The organism is Siccirubricoccus soli, assembly GCF_024178315.1.
Lineage (GTDB): Bacteria > Pseudomonadota > Alphaproteobacteria > Acetobacterales > Acetobacteraceae > Siccirubricoccus > Siccirubricoccus soli.
This window is the reverse complement of record NZ_JAMZIK010000093.1, coordinates 12,302-37,179: the sequence shown is the minus strand read 5'-3', so window position 1 is coordinate 37,179 and position 24,878 is coordinate 12,302. Positions and strand designations below refer to the sequence as shown.

The following is a 24,878-nucleotide window of genomic DNA, read 5'->3' as shown; positions in this document are numbered from 1 at the left end:
TGATTTCGGCACCGGGTATTCCTCGCTCAGCTATCTCCGGAGCTTCTCCTTCGACAAGATCAAGCTCGACCGGTCCTTTGTCCGTGATCTGTCGGAACGGCCGGAATGCGAGGCCATCGTGCGCGCGGTGGCTGGCCTTGCCTCTGGCCTGAGCATCACCACCACGGCAGAGGGGATCGAGACCGCCGAGCAGTTGGATGTCGTCCTGGCCAACGGATACAATGAGGGCCAGGGCTACCTGTTCGGGCGGCCCATCGGCCGCGCCGAGGTCGCCTCGGTGATCGAGAAATTCAGGGGCGGGTAGGGTCCGTGAGCACCGAAGCCACTCGGCTGCGGGAACGAAGCGGAGGGCGCTGCGGAAGGACGTGGTGCTCTTCGCAAGCCGCTGCTGGCCGACCATGAGGACCTGCTGCGCGATCTGAGCACGGCCAAGCCGGGCATCGCCTTGACGGAGATCCAGGCGGAGCTGACGGGGCGCGGGATCCGGACCGGCTCGTTGACCACGATCTGGGCGCCGTTGCGGCGGCTCGACCTGCGGCACGGAAAAGTCGCTGAGGGCGGCTGAGCAGGACCGGCCTGACATCGCCGCCGAGCGTCGCCGCTGGCGTGTGTGGCAGCGCGACATGGACCCGACCCGCTTCGTCCCCCTCGACGAGACCAGGGCAAGCACGAACATGGTGCGCCGCTATGGTTGGGGGCCACGGGGCGAGCGCCTGGTGGATGCCGCGCCACACGGTCATTGGCGCACCACCACTTTCGTCGTCGGCCTGCGGCACCCCAGCTTCGTCGCGCCGCTCGTGCTTGACGGGCCGATGACCGGCGAGATTTCCGCGCCTGTCTGGAGCGCTGCCTGGAGGTGATCGCCACGCGCGAGCCGGAGGTGCGGGCCTAGGTGATCTTGAACGCGGCCGGCCCCCGCGCTGCCGCCGACGCCGCGACGACGCGCTGCAAGGCCGGCAGGCCGCTCTCCAGTATCGACGGCAAGCAAGGCGGCGCCGGCCGCGGGTACCGGATCGGAACCCCTCGCCCGCCGCATGGCGGCGCGCCTCTCGTAAGCCTTGGCCGCTGGCACGGCTTGCCGCACAGTCGTGCCACAACATCGGTTCTGCCGCCATGCCGGATGCCACCCCGAGCGCCCCGCCGCCCACGCTGGCTGCCCCGCCTTCCGGCGCGGGCTGGCGCGGCCTGCTGATCCCCCTCGTCCTGCTGCTGCTGGCCGCCGGGCTCGTCGCTCTCTTCGTCACCCGCTGGGATCTGTGGGTCGGCGATGCCCGGCTGCAACGCACGGACGACGCCTATCTGGCCTCCGACCTCACCCCGATCGCCGCCCGCGTCGCCGGCTATGTCCGCGCCGTGCCGGTGCAGGATTTCCAGCGGGTGGAAGCCGGCCAGACCCTGGTGGAGCTGGTGGATGACGACTACCGCGCCCAGCTTGCCCAGGCCGAGGCCGGGGTGGCGAGCGCCGCCGCGGCGCTGGAGGTGCTGCGCGCCCAGCGCGCCCTGCAGGAAAGCACCGTCCACGCCGCCGACGCCGCGGTGGAAGGGCAGGTGGCCCAGGTGCATCGCTACCGGCTGGAGGCGGACCGGCAGCGCGCTTTGCTCTCCACCGGCATCGCCGGCACCCGCCAGCTCGTCGAGGTGGCGGATGCGACTGCGGTGCAGGGCAGCGCGCAACTCGCCGCGCTGACCGCCCAGGCGGAGGCGGCGCGGCGCCAGCTCGGCGTGCTGGACGCCCAGCTCCGCCAGCAGGAGGCGACGCTGGAGGGGCAGCGCGCCGCGCTGAACCTGGCGCGGATCAACCTCGGCTATACGCGGATCGCGGCGCCGGAGGCAGGGCGGTTGGGGCAGCGGCAGGTGCGGCCCGGACAGTATGTCGGCGTCGGCACCTCGGTGAACACGCTGGTGCCGCTGCCGCGGCTCTGGGTGGTCGCCAATTACCGCGAGACGCAGATGACCAATGTGCGGGAGGGCCAGCCGGCACGGGTGACGGTGGATGCCTTCCCGGGCCTGGTGCTGCACGGCCGGGTGCAGGCCTGGTCGCCCGCCTCCGGGGCGCAGTTCTCGTTGCTGCCGCCGGACAACGCCACGGGCAATTTCACCAAGGTGGTGCAGCGGATCCCGGTGCGGATCGGGCTGGACCTGGGCGAGGAGCCGCGCGCGGCGCTGCTGCGGCCGGGGATGTCCGTAGTGGCGACGGTCGATACGGCGGAGAGGCAGTGATGGGGGCTCTACCCCCAGGCCCCTGGCAGAGGGCGCTGCCCGCTGCACTCCCGCCGGGGTCAGAACCTGGCCCCGGACCCCGGTCCGAGTTTATCGGCGCGCGGGTTCAATCAGCGGACTCCCGGCGGGATCCGGGGGGAAGCCTTCCCCTCCGCGGGATCGAACGCATGCGTTTGACGGGGCAGAGTCCCTGCCGGGGGCCTGGGGGCGGAGCCCCCATCGCGCGCCCGGCGCACCTCCATGTCTGACTCCCACGCCGCGCTGCTGCGCTCCCCGCACCCGGCCCTCGGCGTGGCGGCGGTGCTGCTCGGCGCCTTCCTCTCCGCGCTGAACACCCGCCTGACCAGCTTCGGCTTGGCCGATCTGCGCGGCGGGCTCGGCCTGACCTTCGATGAGGGCGCCTGGCTCACCACTCTCTTCTCCGCGCCGCAGCTGCTGGTGGCGCCCGCCACCGCCTATGTCGCCCGCGCCATCGGGGCCCGACGCATCCTGATGCCGAGCATCCTTGGCTTCATCCTCGCCTCCGCGATCCTGCCGCTGCTCTCCAACCCGCCCGCCATCCTGGCGGTGCAGGGGCTGCGCGGCCTGGCAGTCGGCACCTTCCTGCCGGCCTGCCTCACCTTCGTGTTGCAGGCGCTGCCGCCGCGCACCGTCATCTGGGGCCTGGCCGCCTATGGCTTCGACAACATCGTCGCCGGCCATATGGCCGCCTCGCTGGAAGGCTTCTGGAGCGATGCGGGGGCCTGGGAATGGATCATCTGGCAGAACCTGCCGCTCGCCCTCGTCATGCTGGTCCTCGCCCATTTCGGCATGGCCCTGCCGCCGGTGAATCGGGAGGCGCTGCGGCAGACGGATTGGGGCGGGCCGCTGCTCCTCGGCGCCGGCCTCGCCCTGGTCTATGCCGGGCTTGATCAGGGCAACCGGCTGGACTGGCTGCGCTCCGGCACCGTGCTCGGCTGCCTGGCGGGGGGCGGGGTGCTGATCCTCGGCTTCGTGCTGCGCATGGCGCTGGTGCAGGCCTCCTGGCTGCAGCTCACCGTCATCCGCCGGCGCAACATCCTGATCGTCGGCGGCATCCTGGCACTGTTCGGCACCGCCACCACGCCGAGCCTTGTCGTGCTGCCGAACTACCTGCAGACAGTGCACGGGCTGCGCGCCATCCAGGTGGGGGATGCGCTGATCTGGGTGGCGCTGCCGCAGCTCGTGCTGCTGCCGGTGACGGTCTGGCTGCTGCGCCGGGTCGATCCGCGTTTGACGCTCGGCGCCGGCCTGGCCTGCCTCGGCCTCTCGGCCTGGATGCAGACCGGGCTGACGCATGACTGGGCGGCACCCGATTTCCTGCCCGGCCAGGCGTTGCAGGCGGTCGGGCAATGCCTCGGCATCACCTCCAGCCTCGTCTTCGTCATCGGCAACATCCGGGATGTTTCGGAAGCCGGGACGATTTCCGGCTGGCTGCAGATCTGGCGCCTGCTGGGCATCGAGGCCGGGGCGGCCACCATCGCCACCTGGCTGCGGCTGCGGGAACAGCTCGCCTCCAATCTCATCGGCCTGCATGTCGGCAGCGACAACCTGCTGGTGGCCCAGGTGCTGCAGGGCTTCCAGGCGCGGCTCGGCGGCGCCGGGGCGGATGCGGAGGGGCGGGCGCTGACGGCCCTGGCCAATCTGGTGCGGCAGGAGGCGACGGTGCAGTCCAATATCGACGCCTTCTGGCTGGTGGCCTGGCTCGGCGTGGCGGCCCTGCTGCTGCTCTCCCTGACCCATGCCCCCCACCGGCGGATGTAGGGGCCTTCCCAGGCCGCCGGCCTCGGCGCATCATCCCCGGACGGTCGGCTGACCAGCCAGCCTTAAGGGAGAGGCAAATGTCCGAGCTGCGCAACAGCGCCTATCGCCACCTGGAGGTGAGCCCCATCGCCGGCACGCTCGGCGCCGAGGTGACCGGTGTGGACCTGTCGCGGGACCTGTCCGAGGAGGTGATGGGCGAGATCCGCCGAGCGCTGCTCGACAACCTCGTCATCTTCTTCCGCGACCAGAAGCTCACCCCGGCGCGCCAGCTCGCCTTCGCCCGGCGCTGGGGGGACATCCACCTGCACCCCTTCATGCAGGGGATGGAGGATTACCCGGAGGTGCTGGAGATCAAGAAGACTCCGGCGGATAAGAAGAATTTCGGCGGCGAATGGCATTCCGACCAGGCCTTCACCGCCAAGCCCGCCATGGGCACCATCCTCTACGGCGTGGAGATCCCCTCGGCCGGCGGCGACACGCTCTTCACCAACCTCTACGCCGCCTATGAGGCGCTCTCGCCCGGCATGAAGCAGATGCTGGCGGGGGTGAAGGGCGTCTACCGCGGCAACAATCTCAGCGGCCATGACGGCCAGACGCGCGAGCAATACTACGCCGGCAAGCTGTCCATGAAGACGCGCGACCCGGGCGATGTGCAGACCATCTCCACCCATCCGCTGGTGCGGACGCATCCGGAGACCGGGCGCAAGGCGCTCTACGTCGGCGGGCATCTGTTCAAGTTCGAGGACATGACGGAAGCGGAGAGCCGGCCGTTGATCGATTTCCTGATGCAGCATGCGACCCGGCCGGAATTCACCTGCCGCTTCCGCTGGAACAGCGGCTCGCTGGCCTTCTGGGACAATCGCTGCACCATGCATTTCGCGATCAACGACTACCCGGCCGAGACGCGCATCATGCACCGCGTCACCGTCTGCGGCGACACGCCCTACTGATATTTATTCCCCGCGACGTCGCTGCGCGACGCCGCAGGGGCCCCTGCGGCGCTGTGCTGGCGGGGCGTCGCACAGCCTGAAGCGGCGAAGCCGCTTCGGGGCAACGGGCGGCCCGGCAACAACGCCGCGGAACGCGGCCAATACGGGGACAGGGAGGGGCGGGATGCAGCCAGCGGGGCTCGGCATCAGGATCGGCACGCCCATGCGCCGAGTGGAGGATGGCCGCTTCCTGCGCGGCGCCGGGCGCTTCGTGGATGACCACGCCGCCTTCGGCGCGGCGTATCTGGTGGTACTGCGCTCGCCCCATGCGGCGGCGCGGATCACCGGCATCGATGCCGATGCCGCGCGCGCCATGCCCGGCGTGCTGCTGGTGCTGACGGCGGCGGAGATTGCGGAGCTCGGCGTGCTCCGTTGCGTCACGCCGCGCCACCGGCGGGACGGCAGGCCCATCGCCCAGACGCCCTGGCGCATGCTGGCCGGCGATCAGGTCCGCTATGTCGGCGATGCCGTCGCCGCCGTAGTGGCGGAGAGCCGCGCCGCCGCGCAGGATGCGGCAGAGGCGATCCAGGTGGAGTATGCGCCACTGCCGGCGGTGACGGACATCGCCGAGGCGGTGCGCCCGGGCGCTCCCGCGGTCTGGCCCGACCTTGCGCCGGACAATGAGAGCTTCCTCTTCCGCCTCGGCGATGCCGCCGCGGTGGAGGCCGGCTTCGCCCGTGCCGCCCATGTCATCCGCCATGAATTCCGCATCACCCGCGTCTCCGCCAACCCGATGGAGCCGCGCAACGCGCTGGCGACCTACGACCCGATGGAGGAGCGCTACACCCTCGTCACCGGCACCCAGTTGCCGCATGTGATGCGGAACGAGATCGCCGAATTCGCCCTCAACATCCCGTCCAACCGGCTGCGCATCATCTCGCCCGATGTCGGCGGCGGCTTCGGCATGAAGGAGAGCCCCTTCCAGGAATATGTCCTCTGCCTGCACGCCGCGAAGCTGCTCGGCCGGCCGGTGCGCTGGACGGCGACACGGACGGAAAGCTTCCTCAGCGACAGCCATGCGCGGGACAATCTCTCCACTGCCGAGCTGGCACTGGACGCCGAGGGGAATTTCCTCGCCTTCCGGGTGCGGACGCTGTGCAATCTCGGCGCCTATCTCGCCTGGCAGGGGCCGGTCTCCTCCACCAACAATGTCGGCGGCCTCGCCGGCGTCTATCGCACGCCGGCCATCTGCACGGAGGTGCGCGGCATCTTCACCCATACCCAGCCCACCGCGCCCTATCGCGGCGCCGGACGGCCGGAGGCGATCTTCGCCATCGAGCGCTGCATCGACCTCGCAGCCGATGCCACGGGTATCGACCGGGCCGAGCTGCGCCGCCGCAACATGATTCCGCCCGAGGCGATGCCCTTCCGTACCGGCCTCGACTACACCTATGACAGCGGCGATTTCCCGAGGAACCAAGCGCTGGCGCTGGAGGCCGTCGATTGGGCAGGCTTCGCGGCGCGGCGCGCGGACTCGGCTTCGCGCGGCAGGCTGCGCGGCCTGGGCCTGGCCAATGCCGTGGAGAGCGCCGGCGGGCCGCACCGCGGACCCATGGAGGAAGCTGCGGAGATCCGCTTCGATTCCGGCGGCAGCGCCACCCTGCTGATGGGGAGCCACAATCACGGCCAGGGGCATGAGACGGTGTTCCGCCAGATCGCCGCGGAGAAGCTCGGCATCCCGCCGGAGCGCCTTCGCGTGGTCTGCGGCGATACCGACCTCGTCACCCATGGCCGCGGCACCATCGGTTCCCGCTCCATGATGGCGGCGGGCGGCGCGCTGGTGGGGGCGGCGGCGAAGATCATCGAGCGCGGCAGGAAGATCGCCGCGCACTTCCTCGAAGCGGACGAGGCGGACATCGAATTCGACGTTTCGGCAGAGAAGGGAGGCATCTTCCGCGTGGCGGGCACCGACCACGGCATCGGCATCGAGGCGCTGGCGAAGCGGAGCTACGTGCCGGGCGCGCTGCCGATGGGCGAGGAGCTGGGCCTCGCCGCCTTGCTCGTCACCCGCCCGGGCGACGCCACCTTCCCCAATGGCTGCCATGTCTGCGAGGTGGAGATCGACCCGGAGACGGGCGAGACGGCGCTGCTGCGCTACGTGGTGGTGGACGATGTCGGCACGGTGATCAACCCGTTGCTGGTGAAGGGGCAGATCCATGGCGGCATCGCCCAGGGCTTCGGCCAGGTCTTCGGCGAGGCGATCCGCTACGATTCGGACGGCCAGATCCTGACGGCGAGCTTCCAGGACTACCCGATGCCGCGGGCCGGCGATCTCTGCTTCATGGAGGTGATCAGCAACCCGGTGCCGACCGCGACCAACCCGCTCGGCGTGAAGGGGGCGGGGGAGGCGGGGACGGTCGGCGCCCTGCCGGCGCTGCTGAGCGCGGTGGTGGATGCGCTGCACCCGCTCGGCGTGCGGGATATCGAGATGCCGGCGACACCGGAGCGGGTGTGGCAGGCGATCCGCGCGGCGGACGGGACGGCGGCGCCCGTCTGGCAAGCGCCGGGCGCCTGATCTACCCTGGCCGCCACAGCTGCTTATTCCGAGGAAGCGTCATGGCCAAGCATCCCGAAGCCCAGGTGCCGGCGATCCATCATCGCAAGGTCGGCGACATCACCGTCACCAGCGTCAGCGACGGCTTCCTCGACGGCTCCATGGCCGTCATCCAGAACATCGCGCCGGAGGATGCGGTGCGTATCCTCCAGGGAGCCTACCGGCCGGTGCCGCGCCGCACCGCGGTGAACACCTTCCTCATCCGCAGCGGGGACCGCGTGGCGCTGGTGGATACCGGCTGCGGCACGGCGATGTCGCCGACCGGCGGCAAGCTCTTCGCCAACCTCGCCGCCGCCGGCGTGGCGCCGGAGGAGATCGACACGGTCCTGCTGACCCATATGCACCCGGACCATTCCAACGGGCTGAGCAAGGACGGCAAGCGCCTGTTCCCCAACGCCGAGCTGGTGATGCATGCGCAGGAGCTGGCCCATTGGCACGACGACGTGCAGATGGCCAAGTCCGACGAGGTGGGGCGGCAGCGCAATTTCCAGGCCTCCCGCGACCAGGTGGCGCCCTATGCCGATCGCACCCGCACCTTCACCGGCGGCGAGGTCTTCCCCGGCGTCACCGCCATGCCCCTGCCAGGCCACACCCCGGGCCATACCGGCTATGTCATCGCTTCCGGCAACCAGCAGCTTTTCATCTGGGGCGACATCATCCACCTGCCGGAAATCCAGATTCAGCATCCCGAAGTGACCATGGCCTTCGACGTGGACCCGGTGCAGGCCGCGGCGACCCGCGCCCGGATCTTCGATATGGTGGCGACGGATGGGCTGGCGGTGGCCGGCATGCACATGCATTTCCCCGGCCTCCTGCACCTGGCGAAGCGCCAGGGCGGTTACACCCTGATCCATGACGGCTGGTATCCGGCGATGTGAGTGCCCGTGACCTTGCTGCGCAACGCCATGGGCCCCGGCATTCCCTGAGCGGCCGGTCGCTCGCACAGCCTGCCGTGGCAAAGCCATGGCAGGGCAATGGGCAGCGCCTGCGACGGCTTCCGGGCCAGGAGCCAATTGGCCGCCGCGCTGATCCGTGACAGTCTCCGCGCCTCTGAGACCCAAGGAGGAACGCGGATGATCGCGCCAGGCCGGCCCAAGCCCAAACCCACGCCGGAGACCAAGCATTTCTGGGACGGCGCCAAGGAGGGCAAGCTTCTCCTCCAGCGCTGTGGCGATACGGGCAAGGCGTATTTCCCGCCGCGCCCCTTCAGCCCCTACACCGGCACCCGCAATGTGGAGATCTTCCAGGCCTCTGGCCGTGCGACTCTCCACAGCTACGTCATCCACCACCGGCCCGTGCCCGGCTTCACCCCGCCCTACGCCATCGCGGTGGTGGAGCTGGAGGAAGGGCCGCGCATGATGACCAACATCGTGGAGTGCGAGCAGACGCCCGAGGCCCTCGTGCTCGACATGCCCCTGGAAGTGGTGTTCGAGGCGATGGATGAGGAGATCAGCCTGCCCTTCTTCCGCCCCGTGAAGGAGGGCAAGTGATGCTCGGCCGCGGAGAGATCGCCATCGTCGGTGCCGCCGAATCCACCCGGATCGGCGCGGTGCCCGAGATGTCCCAGATCATGCTGCATGCGGATGCGGCGCTGAATGCCATGGCGGAGACGGGCCTCAAACCCTCCGACATCGACGGCGTCGCCTGCGTCGGCCCGATGATGCCGCAGCAGATCGCGCATTACCTCGGCATCACGCCGAAATGGGTGGATGGCACCGGCGTCGGCGGCTGTTCCTTCATGCTGCATGTCCGCCACGCGGCGGCGGCCATCCATGCCGGCTATGCCAACACCATCCTGATTACCCATGGCGAAAGCGGCAAGTCCCGCATCAACGCCACGCCGCGGCCGCCGGAGCCGGAAAGCCTGAACGGGCAGTTCGAGATCCCCTTCGGTCCCTTCGGCCCGCCGACGCTCTTCCCCATCCCCGTGCTGCGCTACATGAAGACCTATGGCGTGACGCATGAGGACCTGGCGATGGTCTCCGTCGTCACCCGGGAATGGGCGGGGAAGAATCCGCGCGCCATGTTCCGTGACCCGATCACGGTCGATGACGTGCTGAACAGCCGGATGATCGCCTACCCCTTCCGCATCCTGCAGTGCTGCCTGGTGACGGATGGCGGTGGCGCGCTGATCCTGACGAAGAGCGACCGGGCGAAGGACTTCCCGACCAAGCCGGTCTACATCCTCGGCACCGGTGAGTCGGTGGAAACCAACATGGTCTCCCAGATGAAGGACTTCACCTCCTCCTCCGCCTTCCGCGTCGCGGGGCCGACGGCGATCGAGGCGGCGGGGATCGACCGCAAGGACGTGGATCACCTGATGATCTACGATGCCTTCGCGCACCTGCCGATGTACGGGCTGGAGGATCTCGGCTTCGTCAAGCGCGGCGAGGCGAAGGACTTCATCCGCGAGGGCAACACCCGTCCGGGCGGCAAGCTGCCGGTGAACACCAATGGCGGCGGGCTGTCCTACACCCATACCGGCATGTACGGCATGTTCGCCCTGCAGGAGAGCGTGCGGCAGATGCGCGGCACCGCGCCGGCGCAGATCCCGGGCGCGAAGATCTCCGTCTGCCACGGCGTCGGTGGCATGTTCAGCGCCAGCGGGACGATCGTGTTCTCGAACGAGAGGCCGTGACCCCGATCCCCACGACGCCGCTGTGCGCCGTCGTGGGGCCCGAGGTGCCGGGCGGCCGGCGCCTCGCACAGCCTGCCGCGGCGAGGCCGCGGCAGGACAACGGGTCGTGCGGGTTGCCACAGGGCCACAAGCCACGCAGCGGCGCGGCATCACCTGCATAACTCGCTGAAATCAGAGGAAAACTGGGGCGAATGGTGGGCGCAACAGGGATTGAACCTGTGACCCCTACCGTGTCAAGGTAGTGCTCTCCCGCTGAGCTATGCGCCCATCGCCCGGGGCCGGCTGTGTAGCCTGGGGCGGCGGCAGAGGCAAGCCCGAGCTCGCGCGGAGCAGGCCTGCCATTTCGGTCAGCGTGCGTCACCACGGGTGACAGCGGGCGGCGGCTGTGGCTTCATCCGGGGTGCATATGGATCTGCCCCCCGATTTCGCCCCCGCCCTGGCCGAGGTCTCGGACCCGCTGCCCTATCTGCTGACGAGGCCGGCGCGGCAGACCGTGCCGCTGGTCTTCGCCTCCCCGCATTCCGGCCGGTGCTACCCGCCGGAATTCGTCGCCGCAGCCCGGCTGGATCCGGTGGCGCTGCGCAAGAGCGAGGATGGCTTCGTCGACGAGCTCTTTGCCGCCGCCCCGCAATTCGGCGCGCCCTTGCTGGCCGCCACCTTTCCCCGCGTCTTCTGCGACGTGAACCGGGAACCCTGGGAGTTGGACCCGAACATGTTCGACGGGCCGCTGCCGGCCTGGGTGAACACCGCCAGCCCCCGGGTCGGCGCCGGGCTCGGCACCATCGCCCGGGTGGTGGCGACGGGGGAGCCGGTCTATCGCCACAAGCTGACCTTCGCCGAGGCGGAGGACCGTATCCGCCGCTTCTGGCAGCCCTACCACGCGGCGCTGGCGGCGCTGATCGCCGAGACACGGGCGGAGTTCGGCTACTGCCTGCTGATCGACTGCCATTCCATGCCGACCCATCCGGCCCAGGCCGCCAGCCCGCCGGATTTCGTGCTGGGCGACGCCCATGGCACCGCCTGCGCCCCCCGCGCTACGCGGCTGGCGGAGGAAGCGCTGCAGGAGATGGGCTACCGGGTCCGCCGCAACGATCCCTATGCCGGCGGCTACGTCACCCGGCATTACGGCCGGCCACGGGAGCGGGTGCATGCGCTGCAGATCGAGGTAGCGCGGCCGCTCTACATGGATGAGCTGCGGATCGAGCGTCTGCCTGGCATGGCGCGGCTGATGTCCGATCTCACGCGGCTGATCCGCCATCTGGCAGAAGCCGACTGGACCCTGCTGCGCTGAACGCCTCTCCCTCCCGCCCGGGCGAAAAAAAGGCGGTGCCTTGCGGCACCGCCGAGTTTAGGGAGGAAACGTCCAAGAAAGACAGACAACCCGGCGAGGCCGTGTTGCTGCGATGCACAATCTAAGGATCGAGGCCGGGCCCTGCAAGAGGATTTTTGCATCGCAGCATAAGCCGGAGCAAAATCGCCGAGCCCCGCGACTGAAATTCACTGAATTCAGCATGCTGCGGCATGTTCGCGAGATGCTACGGCAGGTTGCGGGCCGTGGCTACGGCCTACGTTGCCCCCGCGGCCAGGGAGAGGCCGCCCGCCGCACTCCGGCCACGCCGCATTCCCGCTCCCACAGCGCATTGCCGCCAACTGGGGCGGCTGAGACAGCGTCCCGCCGCCAGGCAGTGGCAGGCCACGGCGCTGTCGGAAATCGTCGCGGTTGTTTGGTCGCGCGGGAATGATCCTGTTAAGAGGCCTGCCTGGTCTGGATCGTTCCGTCATTCCGCCTTCGCCGGCGATGGCCAAGCGCCGCGGCCGAAGATGTCCGGTCGCCAGGGTAGGAACGGCATCCGGATCGCTCTTGGGGGCATGCACGCCTTATGTACGGTTCATTCATCCTGCTGGTGCAGGCAGCTGTCTATCTGGTGGCGATGGCGGGCATCTTCCGCGTCCGCAGGACCATCGGCATCGGCGTCTTCTACTGCATCCTCGGCGCGATGCATTTCCTCGAGACCTACCTGGCCGCTGTCTTCTTCATCGAACTGCCCTTCGGGCTGATCTCCCCCGGCTCCACCGTGATGTTCACCGGCAAGCTGGCCTTCTTCCTGCTGCTCTACATCAAGGAGGATGCGGAGAGCATGCGCCAGCCGGTCTATGGCCTGCTCTACGGCAACGTCCTCATGGTGGTGCTGGCGCTGATCCTCCGCTTCTACGGCGATCCCGCGACGCTGCCCGGCTACAACCCGGATCTGCGCTTCCTCGACCAGATGGGCCTGCTGATGCTGTGGGGCACCTTCCTGCTCTACATCGACCTGCTGGCGATCGTCATCCTCTACGAAAGGCTCGGCGTCTGGGTGACGCGCACCCTGCTCGGGCGGATCTTCCTCAGCCTGGCACTGGTGCTCAGCTTCGACCAGCTCAGCTTCTTCATGGGGCTGCATTTGATCTCCGGCGTCCCGGTCTCGGCGCTCTGGGGCGGCTGGATCGCCAAGATGGGGGCCTCGGCCTTCTTCAGCCTGGCCCTCGGCCTCTACCTGCGCGTCTGCGAGCGCAGCGAACCGCGCGACCCGCCCCAGGCCGTGGCCGACATCTTCGACCGCCTCACCTACCGCCACCGCTATGAGCAGCTGGTGGCGCGGTTCGGCAAGGACCCGCTGACCGGCGCCGAGGATCGCGGGCAGCTCGAGGCGAAGGGGCCGGCCATGCTGCAGGCTGCGCTGGCCATCGGCCGGCCGGCCAGCCTGATGATGATCGACATCGACCATTTCAAGGCGATCAACGACCGCCACGGCCATCCCGAGGGCGATCGGGTGATCCAGGCGGTGGCCGGCACGATCGGGCGTGCGAAGCGCGCGGAAGATCAGCTCTTCCGCTATGGCGGCGAGGAATTCGTGCTGCTCTGCGCAGAGGCGCAGCCGGGCGCCCTGATCCTGGCCGAACGCATCCGCCGCGCGGTGGAGGATGAGCGCCATGAGGGGCTGGAGCGGCAGGTAACGGTCAGCATCGGCATCGCCGCCTTCCCCATCGATGGCCGGGATTTCGGGACGCTGCTGCGGCAGGCGGATGCCGCGCTCTATGTCGCCAAGGCGCGTGGGCGGAACCGCAGCCTCTGCGCCGGCGAGTTGCGCTCCGCCGAGAGGACGGCGTCCGGCCGGGTGAGGCCGTCCTGACCGGCTCTCCTGCCCCGGAACACGAAACGGCAGCCTGCGCGCTGATGGACCACGCCGTGATCCATCAGCGCGCAGGCTGTGTCGGGGTCTGGAGGGCGTGCGAGGCCCCCGGGCTTCAGGCGGCGAATTCCGCCCGGATGGCCGCCGAATGCTGGCCGAGGGCGGGCACCGGGCCAAGCTGGCGCGGCCCGTCGGAAAGGCGGGCCGGCGGTGCGCCGATGGCGATCGGGCCCTTCTCCGTCTCCACCGTCACCCGGCGCAGCGCCGGATGGGTGCGCAGCCCCTCGCAATCATTCACGAAGCCATAGGCGGTGTTGGCGCGGCGGAGCTTCGCGGCGCATTCCTCCCGCGTCAGGCTGGCGAACATGCGGGCGATATGGGCATCGACCATCGGCCGGTGCGCCACCCGCTCATTGTTCACCCGGAAGCCCTCCTTCTGCGGCAGGTCGGGCTCTTCGAGGAAATGGGCGCAGAAGCTGGCCCATTCCCGCTCGTTCTGGATGGCGATGAGGACGGGGAAGCCATCCTTCGTCTCGAAGGCGCCATAGGGACAGATGGAGGGGTGGGCGAGGCCGATGCGCGGCGGGTTCTTCCCCGTACCCTCGTATTGCAGCAGCGGCACCGTCATCCAATCCGCCATGCCGTCGAAGAGGGAGACGGCAAGGCCCTTGCCGCGGCCGGTGATGCCGCGCTCCAGCAGCGCCTCCAGCACCGCCTGGTAGCTGTACATGCCGCAGGCGATGTCGCAGCAGGAGACGCCGACGCGGCCCGGTCCCTCGGCCCGGCCGGTGACATAGGCGAGGCCGGTCTCCGCCTGCACCAGCAGGTCATAGGCCTTCATCGCGGCGTAGTCGCCCTCGTCGCCATAGCCGGAGATGTCGAGGGTGATGAGGCGGGGATGCTTCTCCCGCAGCTCCGCCGAGCCGAAGCCGGCGCGCTGCATGGCGCCGGGGGCGAGATTCTGGATGAAGACGTCGGCCTTGGCGATGAGGCGGGAGAGGAGGGCCTTGTCCTCGGGGTTCTTGATGTCGAGGCAGATACTTTCCTTGCCGCGGTTCAGCCAGACGAAGTAGCTGGACTGGCCCTTGGCCACCGCGTCATAGGCCCGGGCGAAATCGCCCTCCGGCCGCTCGATCTTGATGACGCGGGCGCCGGCATCGGCGAGGCGGGAGGCGCAGTAAGGCGCCGCGACGGCCTGCTCCATCGAGACGACGAGAAGGCCCTTGAGGGGCTGGTTGCCGGCCATCGCCTATTGGATCCCCGGATAGAGGCTGCAGATGCGGCGGATATCCCGCCAGGCTTCGGTGTTGCCCGCCGCCTTGGCGCCGTGGCGGAGGAGGCAGGCGGCCGCTGCCTCGGTCATCACGGGTGCGCCGGCGGCGGCGCTGGCCCGGGTCGCGGCCGGGGCGGCGGCCACGGGCGCCGCTTCCGGCATGCGGAGGCCGCGGGCGGGCGGCTCCGCCTGGTCCGGCAACCGGAGGCCGCGATTGGTCGTCTCCCCCTGCTCCGGCACGCGCAGGCCGCGATTGGGCGCGTCGGCGCTCTGCGCCAGAGCGGTGCCGGCAAGGGCGCATGCCGCCAGGGCCAGGAGGCCCCGCATCCCCCCGCCCATGCTCAGTAGCTCCGCGGCATGCCGAGCACGTGCTCGCCGATATAGCTCAGCACCAGGTTGGTGCTGATCGGCGCCACCTGGTAGAGCCGCGCCTCGCGGTATTTCCGCTCCACATCGTATTCCTCGGCGAAGCCGAAGCCGCCATGGGTCTGGATGCAGGCCTCGGCCGCGGCCCAGGCGGCCTCGGCGGCGAGCATCTTCGACATGTTCGCCTCCTCGCCGCAGGGCAGCCCGGCCTCGAACTTCTCCAGGCCGGTCTTCAGCAGCGCCTCGGCGGCGCGCATCTGCGCATAGGCGCGGGCGATGGGGAATTGGACGCCCTGGTTCTGACCGATCGGCCGGCCGAACAGCACGCGCTCCTTGCTGTAGTCCACTGCCTTCCTGATGAACCACTTGGCGTCGCCGATGCTCTCGGAGGAGATCAGCAGCCGCTCGGCGTTCATGCCGTCCAGGATGTAGCGGAAGCCCTTGCCTTCCTGGCCGACGAGGTTCGCCGCCGGCACCACCATGTTGTCGAAGAAGACCTCGGTGGTGTTGTGGTTCATCATGGTGCGGATGGGGCGGATGGTCAGGCCGTTCCCCAGCGCCGCCTTCATGTCCACGATGAAGGTGGACAGGCCTTCCGTCTTCTTCGCCACCTGGTCGCGCGGGGTGGTGCGGGCCAGCAGCAGCATCAGGTCGGAATGCTCCGCCCGGCTGGTCCAGATCTTCTGGCCGTTGACGATGTAGTTGTCGCCCTCGCGCTTCGCCACGGTGCGCAGGGCGGTGGTGTCGGTGCCGCTGGTCGGCTCGGTCACGCCGAAGGCCTGCAGGCGCAGCTCGCCGCTGGCGATCTTCGGCAGGTACTTCGCCTTCTGCTCCGGCGAGCCGTGCCGGAGGATGGTGCCCATGATGTACATCTGGGCATGGCAGGCGCCGGCATTGCCGCCGGAGCGGTGGATCTCCTCGAGGATCGCGGCCGCGGCCGAGAGCGGCAGGCCGGCGCCGCCATACTCCTCGGGGATCAGGGCGCCGAGATAGCCGGCCTCGGTCAGGGCCTGAACGAATTCGGTGGGGTAGGCACGCTCCCGGTCCACCTTGCGCCAGTATTCCCCGGGGAAGCGGGCGCAGAGCTTGGCCACTTCCTCCCGGATCTCGGCATGCGGGTCGGCGGCGATGAGGGGCTGATCCATGGGGAAATTCCTCCGGCCACCCCGATTACGGCCGGGGGACGGGGCTGGCAAGGCGTCCGGGGGAGGCTTTGCCCCCCTCGGGCTCCCCCCACCAAAGGCCGAAGGGCCTCTGGAAACCACGAATCCAGCCTCGCTGGCCGAACCGATGCGCCTACGACTCAAGGGTTCCAAAAGCCCCTTCGGCCCTTGGCGGGGTGGGGGTTGGGGGAGCCCTCCCGCAACTTACCGCTCGATCGCCGGCAGGCTGCGCAGATAGGCGATCAGGGCCGCCATGTCGGCCGGCGAGATCGCGGCGTAATGCGCGAATCCCATGGGCGGGAAGAGCTGCCGCCCATCGCGGGAGATGCCGCGGCGGATCGCCCGCTCGATCTCCGCATCGGTCCAGAGGCCGAGGCCGGTATGCCGCGCCGGGGTGATGTTGCTGGCCACGCTGACGCCCCAGGGCCCGTTGAAGGCCTGGCCGCCGACCCCCGCCCGCGCCATGTCCCGGTGGCCGGGCGTGGCGCCGAAGGGGGTGTGGCATTCCATGCAATGCGCCACCGGCCCCGCCAGATAGGCGCCATAGGCCACCCGGTCGCTGCGCGGCGGTGCCGTGACGCGCTGCACCGGCGGCCCATAGGAGGGCGGCAGCGGCATGCGGTAGGTGGATTTCTCCGAGGCGTTGGCGACCGGCCGCACCGTCCGCAGATAGGCGACCATGGCCGCCAGATCCTCATCCGCCAGGCCGCGGTAGAATTCGAAGGGCATGGGTGGGCCGATGAGGCTGCCATCGGGCCGGATCCCCTCCCGGATCGCGCGCATGAGCTGGGCATCGGTCCAGGCGCCGATGCCGGTGGCACGGTCCGGCGTGATGTTCGGCGCCACGGCGCGGAAGTCGGAATTGTCCTCCACCACGAAATTGCCGGCGAGGTTCATGCCCGGCAGCGGGCCGTTCGGCCCCTTCGGGGTGTGGCAATTGCCGCAGGCGGCGATCACCTCCACCAGGTAGCGGCCGCGCTCCACGCGGGATTGCGCCAGGGAGGGCGCGGCGGCCAGGCCCAGCAGGAGTAACGCAAGCACAGCGCGCCGCAGGACAAGCCGCATTCCAGGCCTCCCAGAACCGTTCCGGAAAGCCTGCCTGATTCCAACCGATTTCGCAACGAGACGCCGCGATCACTCCGCCGCGAGGCGCCGGGGCAGCACCGCTTCCAGCGAGGTGCGGACCACGATGGCGCCCGGCCCGGGGGCGCGCAGCGCCGCCTCCAGCGCCGGGAACTCCGCCTTGCTGTCGATCCGCGTCACCGGCACGCGGAAGGCGGCGCACCACTGGGCAAAATCCGGGTTGATCAGCATGGTGCCGGCGATCCGGCCGGGATGCGCCTTCTCCTGATGGATGCGGATGCTGGCATAGGCGCCATTGTCCGAGAGGACGAGCTTGAGGGACGCGCCGCGGGCGACAGCGACCGCCAGCTCGCCCCCCGTCATCAGCGCGCCGCCATCGCCGACCAGGCCAAAGACGGGCCGGTCCGGGCAGCGCAGCGCGGCGGCGGCGGCGGCCGGCACGCCGAAGCCCATGGCGCCGGAGACCGGGCAGAGCAGGCGCTGCGGCGACGTCCAGGCCACCTTGCGGTAGAAGGGTGCGCCGAAGGTGCCGGCATCCAGGGTGACGATGGCATCTGGCGGCGCCACCCGCTCGATCAGCTTGGCCACTTCGGCGAAGGCGATGCCATCGGCATGCTCGGCCGGCACCACCTGGCAGTCGGAGACATGCAGGTCCCGCAGCCGGGCGTTCCAGGCGGCCCGGCCGGCCGGGGCGGCGGGCGCCTCGGCGGCCAGCGCGCCGATGGTCGCCTGGGCGTCGGCGGCGATCGCGAGCTCCGCCGGGAAGAGCCAGCCGAGGAAGCGCGGATCGGCGCAGACATGCACCAGGCGCTGCCCGGCGGCCGGCCAGCTCCAGCCCTGGGTGGTGATGTCCGTCAGGCGGGTGCCGAAGGCGAGGACCAGGTCGGCCTCGGCAAAGGCTTGCCGCTGCGCATCCGGGTTCCGCAGGCCAAGGTCGCCGGCATAGAGCGGGTGGCGGTTGTCGAAGAGGTCCTGGCGGCGGAAGGAGACGGCGACGGGAAGCTGCCAGGCCTCGGCGAAGCCGCGCAGGGCGGCGCGGCCGGCCGCGGATTCGAAGCCGTGGCCGGCGAGCAGGATGGGACGCTCGGCCCCGCGCAGCAGGGCGGCGAGCCGGGCGGCATCGGCCGGGGAGGGAGGCAGGGGGGAGGGCAGGGTGGCGGGTGGCAGCGGTGCCCGGCACTCCATGGCCAGCACATCCTCGGGAAGCGACAGCACCACCGGGCCGGGCACCCCGCCCATGGCCATGGCATAGGCGCGGGCGATGAATTCCGGGGCCTGGTCGGGGTCGGTCAGCTCGCCCACCCATTTGGCCACGCCGCGGAACATGTTCTGGTAGTCGATCTCCTGGAAGGCGTTGCGGCGGAGGTCGCGCTTCTCCACCTGGCCGATCAGCAGGATGAAGGGCGTCGCATCCTGCTCCGCCGTATGGACGGCGATGCTGGCATTGCAGGCGCCGGGGCCGCGGGAGACCAGGGCCACGCCGGGCCGGCCGGTCAGCTTGGCATCCGCCACCGCCATGAAGCCAGCCCCGCCCTCGGAGCGGCAGGTGACGAGATCGACGCGGTTATGGGCGTGCAGCGCGTCCAGCAGGGCGATGTAGCTCTCGCCCGGGACGCAGAAGGCGCGGTCGATGCCCTGCGCGGCCAGGAATTCGATGATGCGTTCGGCGGCTGTGGGCATGCGGCGCTCCTTGGACCTGGCCTGGGTAGCGCGAGATGACGGGGCGGGAAAGATCGGGGCTGGCTGCTCACCGGCGGCAGCGCTGCCGGGCCGGGGGGGACCAGGTGCTTGGTCCTGAACAGGCCTTGGCGGCCGCGCCTCAGCGGCCCACCGGCTCCATCCGCACCACCCGGTCCGTGGCAGGGGCGGGCGGCGGGGCGGGCGGTGGCGGGGCAGGGGGCTGGGAGAAGGCGGAGACGTTGTGCCGCGTCTCGGCAGTCATGGGCGTCATGCTGGCCTGCGGGCGGCGCATGCAGCCGCGGATGATGGGCGCGCAGACGCCATCCGTCCCGACCGGCCGGTCATTGTTGCCGCTGTAGAACACGCTGTACACGCGGCCATCCACCAGTCGCATATTCGCACTGCAATTCGAGCCGCTGCCGCCGAGCTGGTAGCCGCCGCCGATCACCGGCAGGATGATCTCGACACCGCCGGTGGCGTCGTTCTTGTAGGTGTAGGTGAAGATTTCCGTGCGGTTGTCGATGCGCATGGATTTGTCGGGGATGCCGGCGCAGCTCTGCAGATCGGCCGAGGTCATGCCGACGAGGCTGAGCTGCGCCTCATGTGCCGGGCGGGAATCCGCATGGCCGCAGCCGACAAGGGACATGGGCAGGACAAGCAGGGCGAGCCGCTTCATGACGCCTCCGTTGTTCGGGAAGCGGCCGGCATGAGTGCGGTCCCGCGCGCCGGAGAAGGGCCGGATCACAGTCTCACAGGTTTATGAAGCTATGGGCCCATAAGCCGGGACGGCCAGGTGGCCCGCGAGGCGGTCGCCGTCGCCCGGAAAGGGGGGCCTCGCGGCGCCGGTGGGGCATGGCCGCGCCGCTGCCATCGTCAGCCCTCTTCCCGCTGGGCGCCGCTTGCAGCCCCGGGTGCCGCCGCGAAGCGGGCGGCGGCCGCATCCGAAGCGGCCGCACCCGGCGCGGCCGGGATGGCGGAGCGGTTGTCGGGGTGCGATACATGGGGCGCGGCGCGCACCGGGGCCGCACAGGCTGCCGCCTCCCCGCCGCCCGGTATCCGGGCACGCGCCGCTTGACGCGGGCCGCCCGGCTTCCCATGGTCCGCCGCCTTCCGTTCCAGGAGCTTATGCCGCGATGCCTGCGATCACCCTGCCCGACGGGTCCGTTCGCGCCTTCGATGGGCCGGTGACGGGCACGACCGTCGCCGCGGCGATCGGCCCGGGCCTCGCCAAGGCCGCCCTTGCCATGCAGGTGGACGGGGTGACGAAGGACCTGGCGACGCCCATCGAGCGCGACGCCAGCATCCGCTTCATCACAAGGAAGGACCCGGAGGCGTTGGAGTTGATCCGCCACGACGCCGCCCATGTGCTGGCGGAGGCGGTGCAGGCGCTCTACCCCGGCACCCAGGTGACGATCGGGCCCGCCATCGAGAACGGCTTCTACTACGATTTCGCCCGCAACGAGCCCTTCACGCCGGAGGATTTCGCCGCCATCGAGGCGAAGATGCGGGAGATCGTCGCCCGCAACAGCCCCTTCATCCGCTCCGTGATGCCGCGGGAGGAGGCGATCGCCTTCTTCGAGGCGAAGGGGGAGAAGTACAAGGCGCAGCTCATCCAGGACCTGCCCTCAACCGAGGAGATCAGCCTCTACAGCCAGGGCGAGTGGATCGACCTCTGCCGCGGCCCGCATATGCGCGGCACCGGCGATGTCGGCACCGCCTTCAAGCTGATGAAGGTGGCCGGCGCCTATTGGCGCGGCGACCACCGCAACGCCATGCTGTCCCGCATCTATGGCACCGCCTGGCGCGACCAGAAGGAGCTTGATGCTTATCTCCACCAGCTGGAGGAGGCGGAGAAGCGCGACCACCGCAAGATCGGCAAGGAGATGAACCTCTTCCACCTGCAGGAGGAGGCGACGGGCAGCGTGTTCTGGCACCCCAAGGGCTGGAAGCTCTACCGGGTGCTGGAGGACTACATGCGCCGCCGGCTGGACGCGACCGCCTATCAGGAGGTGCGGACGCCGCAACTCGTGGACCGCCGGCTCTGGGAAGCCTCCGGCCACTGGGAGAAATTCCGGGAGCACATGTTCATCGCCCGGGTCGAGGATGAGGACGAGAAGGACCGCGTTCTCGCCCTGAAGCCGATGAATTGCCCCTGCCATGTGCAGATCTTCAACCAGGGCCTCCGCAGCTACCGCGAGCTGCCGCTGCGCATGGCGGAATTCGGCAGCTGCCATCGCTACGAGCCGTCCGGCGCGCTGCACGGCATCATGCGCGTCCGTGCCTTCACCCAGGACGACGCGCATATCTTCTGCACCGAGGCGCAGATCGCCGATGAGACGGTGCGCTTCGTCGCCCTGCTCTCCTCCATCTACCGGGACCTCGGCTTCGAGAGCTTCCGGGTGAAGTTCAGCGACCGGCCGGCGACCCGCGCCGGCACCGACGAGGTCTGGGACCAGGCCGAGGGCGCGCTCAAGGAGGCCTGCCGGATCGCCGGGGTGGAGTACACGCTGAACCCGGGGGAGGGCGCCTTCTACGGCCCGAAGCTAGAATTCGTCCTGCGCGACGCCATCGGCCGGGACTGGCAGTGCGGCACGCTGCAGGTGGATTTCGTGCTGCCGGAGCGGCTCGGCGCCGAATATGTGGCGGAGGACGGGGCGCGGAAACGCCCCGTCATGCTCCACCGCGCCATCCTCGGCAGCTTCGAGCGCTTCATCGGCATCCTGATCGAGCAGCATGCCGGGCGCTTCCCGCTCTGGCTCTCGCCGGTGCAGGTGGTGGTGACGACCATCGTCTCGGACGCCGATGATTTCGCCCGCGAGGCGGCGGCGGCGCTGGCGGCGGCGGGGCTGCGGGTGGAACTCGACCTGCGGAACGAGAAGATCAACCGCAAGGTGGTGGATCATATCGAGCAGCGCGTGCCGGTGCTGGCCGTGGTCGGCCGGCGGGAGGCGGAGGAGCGGAGCCTGGTGCTGCGCCGCCTGCCGGGGCGCGAACAAGTGACCCTGCCCCTGGCCGAAGCCGTTGCCCAGCTTGCCGCCGAGGCCACCCCGCCCGATTTGGCGGCAGCCTCACGGAAGGTTGCATCGGCGTGAGGCAGGCCCCATAAGTTACGCTTCCCCCAAGGGGGAATTCCCGTCACAGCCACAGGAGACGACCATAGCACGAGGTCCCATTCCGAATCAGCCGCCAACGCGCGACGGCCCGCGGGTCAATGAGGAAATCCGCGTTCCGCAGGTGCGGCTGATCGACCAGAACGGCGAAATGATCGGCGTGATGTCTGCCCGCGATGCCCTGCTTCGGGCCTACGAGGTGGGCATGGATCTGCTGGAGATCAGCCCCAACGCCGTCCCGCCGGTCTGCAAGATCACCGACTACGGCAAGTACAAGTACGAGCAGCAGAAGAAGGCCAACGAGGCCCGGAAGAAGCAGAAAGTCGTCGAGATCAAGGAAGTCAAGGTTCGTCCGAACATCGACGACCATGATTACGACGTGAAGATGCGCCAGATGAAGAGCTTCATCGGCGAGGGCGACAAGGTGAAGGTCACCCTGCGGTTCCGCGGGCGCGAAATGGCGCACCAGGATCTGGGCATCAAGGTGCTGGAACGGATCCGGACCGAGCTCGGCGAGACCATCAAGGTCGAGCAGATGCCGCGGCTCGAGAATCGGCAGATGATCATGGTGCTGGCGCCGAAGTAGGCGAGGCACCGATGGCCCATGATTCGGAGGATATTGCGAAATCGTGGCATCCTTCCTTGGGCCGTCCCAAACCGGGGTAGTTGGCGCTGCGGCCTGGGGCGCGGGTTCGCAGCACGAGACGGATTGAATAAGGCGGCGTGGCGGCTTGCTCTGGTGCGCCGCCGCTCTGGCCGTGGTCAATCCCATTGCGGCCTTCGTCGATCTGGTCCGGGGCGCGTCCTCGATGGTCTCCTGGCGCTTGGGCTCGCGGCGATCGGCATTCGCGGAGGCTGCTGGGTCCGCGAGATGTGGGCGCGGGATCTTCCCGCGCGGGCGGCGGCGCTGAGCGCGGCGATGGTTGACCCAGGCGCGCGGCGGGATTAAAGCCTCCGCTTCGGGCTTATCCGAACCAGATGGTTCCCTGCCAGGCAGGGGGCTCCGCCGCTCCGCGAAGGCTCGCGCAGCGGCTCGTTCTGTGTTGGGCGGCCCAGAGCGAAGGTGACCATGTTCGAGGCATTGTCCGGCAAGCTGAACGGGGTGTTCGACCGGCTGCGCCGTCGCGGCGCGCTGAGCGAAGCCGACGTGGCGGAGGCGCTGCGCGAGGTGCGCGTGGCCCTGCTGGAAGCCGATGTCGCCCTGCCGGTGGTGAAGGACCTGACCGCCCGCGTGCGCGAGCGCGCCGTGGGCCAGGAGGTGCTGAAGAGCGTCTCCCCCGCCCAGCAGGTGGTGAAGATCGTCCATGACGCGCTGGTCGAGGCGCTGGGCGGCGGCGCAGCCGATAGCGGCGCCCGCGGCATCGACCTGGAAGCGGCGGCGCCGGTCGGCATCCTCATGGTCGGCCTGCAGGGCTCGGGCAAGACCACCACCTCCGGCAAGATCGCCCTCCGCCTGAAGGGGCGGGAGAAGAAGAAGGTTCTGCTCGCCAGCCTGGACGTGCACCGCCCGGCGGCACAGCTGCAGCTCGAGACCCTGGCGAAGCAGGTAGGCGTCGCCTCCCTGCCCATCGTCGCCGGCCAGGGGCCGCTCGAGATCGCGGCCCGCGCCATGGATCTGGCGCGGCGTGAGCTCTTCGACGTGGTGGTGCTGGACACCGCCGGGCGCCTGGCGATCGACGAGGCGCTGATGGCCGAGGTGGCCGCGGTGAAGGCCGCGACCAACCCGCATGAGACCCTGCTCGTCGTCGATGCCATGACCGGCCAGGATGCGGTGAACACCGCCCGCGCCTTCCAGGAGAAGGTGGGCGTCACCGGCATCGTCATGACCCGGATCGACGGCGATGCCCGCGGCGGCGCCGCGCTCTCCATGCGCGCCGTCACCGGCGCGCCGATCAAGCTGCTCGGCGCTGGCGAGAAGCTGGACGCGCTGGAGGATTTCCACCCCGACCGCATCGCGGGCCGCATCCTCGGCATGGGCGACATCGTCAGCCTGGTGGAGCGCGCGGCCGAGACCATCGACCGGGACGAGGCGGAGAAGCTCGCCGCCCGGATGCAGAAGGGCCAGTTCACGCTCGAGGATTACGCCAGCCAATTGAAGCAGATCGGCCGGATGGGCTCGCTCTCCGGCATCCTCGGCATGCTGCCCGGCATCGGCAAGATGAAGCAGCAGATCGAGAACGCCAATCTCGACCAGACCATCCTGAAGCGGCACGCGGCCATCATCTCCTCGATGACGCCGAAGGAGCGCCGCCACCCCGACATCATCAAGGCCTCCCGCAAGAAGCGCATCGCGGCCGGCAGCGGGGTGCAGGTGCAGGACGTGAACCGCCTGCTCAAGCAGTTCGACGACATGTCCGCGATGATGAAGCGGATGAACAAGCTCGGCCCGGAGGGGCTGAAGCGCGGCGGACTCGGCGCGCTTCTGCCCAAGGGGATGCAATTCCCCGGCGGCCGGAAACCCTTCTGATACCACTCACCTACGGAGCGATACCTCAACCATGGGCCTCAAGATTCGCCTCGCCCGCGCCGGTGCCAAGAAGCGCCCCTACTACCACATCGTGGTGGCGGACAGCCGCAGCCCGCGCGACGGCCGCTTCATCGAGAAGCTGGGCAGCTACAACCCGATGCTGCCCTCCGACCATGCGGACCGGGTGAAGCTGCAGGATGAGCGCGTGACCCACTGGCTGAGCCAGGGCGCGCTGGCGACCGACCGCGTGGCGAAGTTCCTCGGCAAGGCGGGCCTCGCCCCGATGCCGGCGCTGCGCGAGCAGCCGAAGCAGTCCGCGCCGAAGAAGAAGGCGCAGGAACGCGCCGCCGTCGCGGCGGGCTGAGGCGCAGGGGCGGGACCTG

General features: G+C 69.6%; 21 protein-coding genes and 1 tRNA gene. 15 read left to right on the top strand and 7 right to left on the bottom strand.

The annotated features are described in order from the left end of the window. From NJ376_RS15220 to NJ376_RS15180, 9 genes are all read left to right on the top strand, one after another. The coding region (locus NJ376_RS15220; protein ID WP_252954138.1) for an EAL domain-containing protein at positions 1 to 304 on the top strand (304 nt) is incomplete at its 5' end. Between the two features lie 319 nt (positions 305 to 623). Further along, entirely contained in the window at positions 624 to 860 is a 237-nt protein-coding gene (locus NJ376_RS15215) for a transposase (protein ID WP_252954137.1), read from the top strand. A gap of 253 nt (positions 861 to 1,113) precedes the next feature. Then, positions 1,114 to 2,220, top strand: a complete 1,107-nt coding sequence (locus tag NJ376_RS15210) for an HlyD family secretion protein (RefSeq protein ID WP_252954136.1) — start codon at positions 1,114 to 1,116, stop codon at positions 2,218 to 2,220. A 240-nt stretch (positions 2,221 to 2,460) separates the two neighbouring features. Further along, on the top strand, positions 2,461 to 4,002 hold the full coding sequence (locus NJ376_RS15205; RefSeq protein WP_252954135.1) for an MFS transporter: 1,542 nt from the start codon (positions 2,461 to 2,463) through the stop codon (positions 4,000 to 4,002). Positions 4,003 to 4,079: 77 nt separating this feature from the next. Continuing rightward, positions 4,080 to 4,952: a TauD/TfdA dioxygenase family protein gene (locus tag NJ376_RS15200; protein ID WP_252954134.1), complete on the top strand. Its 873-nt coding sequence runs from the start codon at positions 4,080 to 4,082 to the stop codon at positions 4,950 to 4,952. Between the two features lie 163 nt (positions 4,953 to 5,115). Beyond that, entirely contained in the window at positions 5,116 to 7,506 is a 2,391-nt protein-coding gene (locus NJ376_RS15195; RefSeq protein WP_252954133.1) for a xanthine dehydrogenase family protein molybdopterin-binding subunit, read from the top strand. A 41-nt stretch (positions 7,507 to 7,547) separates the two neighbouring features. Beyond that, positions 7,548 to 8,423, top strand: a complete 876-nt coding sequence (locus NJ376_RS15190; protein WP_252954132.1) for an MBL fold metallo-hydrolase — start codon at positions 7,548 to 7,550, stop codon at positions 8,421 to 8,423. Between the two features lie 195 nt (positions 8,424 to 8,618). Next, positions 8,619 to 9,035, top strand: coding sequence for a Zn-ribbon domain-containing OB-fold protein (locus tag NJ376_RS15185; protein ID WP_252954131.1), 417 nt, complete (start codon positions 8,619 to 8,621; stop codon positions 9,033 to 9,035). Further along, positions 9,035 to 10,183, top strand: coding sequence for a thiolase C-terminal domain-containing protein (locus tag NJ376_RS15180; protein WP_252954130.1), 1,149 nt, complete (start codon positions 9,035 to 9,037; stop codon positions 10,181 to 10,183). Before NJ376_RS15185 ends, NJ376_RS15180 begins: the two co-directional genes overlap by 1 nt. A gap of 192 nt (positions 10,184 to 10,375) precedes the next feature. Here the strand turns inward: NJ376_RS15180 and NJ376_RS15175 are convergent. Further along, positions 10,376 to 10,450: transfer RNA gene (locus NJ376_RS15175), tRNA-Val, on the bottom strand. Between the two features lie 139 nt (positions 10,451 to 10,589). Here NJ376_RS15175 and NJ376_RS15170 point away from each other — a divergent pair. Together NJ376_RS15170 and NJ376_RS15165 are read left to right on the top strand one after the other, a co-directional pair. Then, positions 10,590 to 11,474: an N-formylglutamate amidohydrolase gene (locus tag NJ376_RS15170; protein WP_252954129.1), complete on the top strand. Its 885-nt coding sequence runs from the start codon at positions 10,590 to 10,592 to the stop codon at positions 11,472 to 11,474. A 589-nt stretch (positions 11,475 to 12,063) separates the two neighbouring features. Then, positions 12,064 to 13,353 carry a GGDEF domain-containing protein gene (locus NJ376_RS15165; RefSeq protein WP_252954128.1) on the top strand — a complete coding sequence of 430 codons (1,290 nt, stop codon included), beginning with the start codon at positions 12,064 to 12,066 and terminating at the stop codon, positions 13,351 to 13,353. A gap of 115 nt (positions 13,354 to 13,468) precedes the next feature. Here NJ376_RS15165 and NJ376_RS15160 read toward each other — a convergent pair whose 3' ends face one another. From NJ376_RS15160 to NJ376_RS15135, 6 genes are all read right to left on the bottom strand, one after another. Beyond that, the gene (locus tag NJ376_RS15160; RefSeq protein ID WP_252954127.1) at positions 13,469 to 14,599 is read right to left on the bottom strand and encodes a CaiB/BaiF CoA transferase family protein; all 1,131 of its coding nucleotides are present in this window, start codon (positions 14,597 to 14,599) and stop codon (positions 13,469 to 13,471) included. Positions 14,600 to 14,602: 3 nt separating this feature from the next. Beyond that, positions 14,603 to 14,953 (bottom strand): hypothetical protein, encoded by a 351-nt coding sequence (locus NJ376_RS15155; RefSeq protein ID WP_252954126.1) that lies wholly within the window; start codon positions 14,951 to 14,953, stop codon positions 14,603 to 14,605. A gap of 14 nt (positions 14,954 to 14,967) precedes the next feature. Continuing rightward, entirely contained in the window at positions 14,968 to 16,137 is a 1,170-nt protein-coding gene (locus tag NJ376_RS15150) for an acyl-CoA dehydrogenase family protein (RefSeq protein WP_252954125.1), read from the bottom strand. 222 nt (positions 16,138 to 16,359) lie between these two features. Then, positions 16,360 to 17,220 carry a c-type cytochrome gene (locus NJ376_RS15145; RefSeq protein ID WP_252954124.1) on the bottom strand — a complete coding sequence of 287 codons (861 nt, stop codon included), beginning with the start codon at positions 17,218 to 17,220 and terminating at the stop codon, positions 16,360 to 16,362. Positions 17,221 to 17,289: 69 nt separating this feature from the next. After that, positions 17,290 to 18,918, bottom strand: coding sequence for a thiamine pyrophosphate-binding protein (locus NJ376_RS15140; protein ID WP_252954123.1), 1,629 nt, complete (start codon positions 18,916 to 18,918; stop codon positions 17,290 to 17,292). 139 nt (positions 18,919 to 19,057) lie between these two features. After that, positions 19,058 to 19,594, bottom strand: coding sequence for a hypothetical protein (locus tag NJ376_RS15135; RefSeq protein ID WP_252954122.1), 537 nt, complete (start codon positions 19,592 to 19,594; stop codon positions 19,058 to 19,060). A 457-nt stretch (positions 19,595 to 20,051) separates the two neighbouring features. On the opposite strand from NJ376_RS15135, the gene thrS reads away from it, so the two are divergent. The 4 genes from thrS to rpsP all read left to right on the top strand — a co-directional run bounded on the left by thrS (position 20,052) and on the right by rpsP (position 24,859). Continuing rightward, the gene (thrS, locus tag NJ376_RS15130) at positions 20,052 to 22,010 is read left to right on the top strand and encodes a threonine--tRNA ligase (protein ID WP_252954121.1); all 1,959 of its coding nucleotides are present in this window, start codon (positions 20,052 to 20,054) and stop codon (positions 22,008 to 22,010) included. Positions 22,011 to 22,089: 79 nt separating this feature from the next. Then, the gene (gene infC, locus NJ376_RS15125; RefSeq protein ID WP_252954139.1) at positions 22,090 to 22,614 is read left to right on the top strand and encodes a translation initiation factor IF-3; all 525 of its coding nucleotides are present in this window, start codon (positions 22,090 to 22,092) and stop codon (positions 22,612 to 22,614) included. A gap of 483 nt (positions 22,615 to 23,097) precedes the next feature. Then, positions 23,098 to 24,495, top strand: coding sequence for a signal recognition particle protein (ffh, locus tag NJ376_RS15120; protein ID WP_252954120.1), 1,398 nt, complete (start codon positions 23,098 to 23,100; stop codon positions 24,493 to 24,495). Between the two features lie 31 nt (positions 24,496 to 24,526). Beyond that, complete coding sequence (rpsP, locus tag NJ376_RS15115; protein WP_252954119.1) at positions 24,527 to 24,859, top strand: 30S ribosomal protein S16; 333 nt, start codon at positions 24,527 to 24,529, stop codon at positions 24,857 to 24,859. Positions 24,860 to 24,878 lie beyond the last annotated feature (19 nt).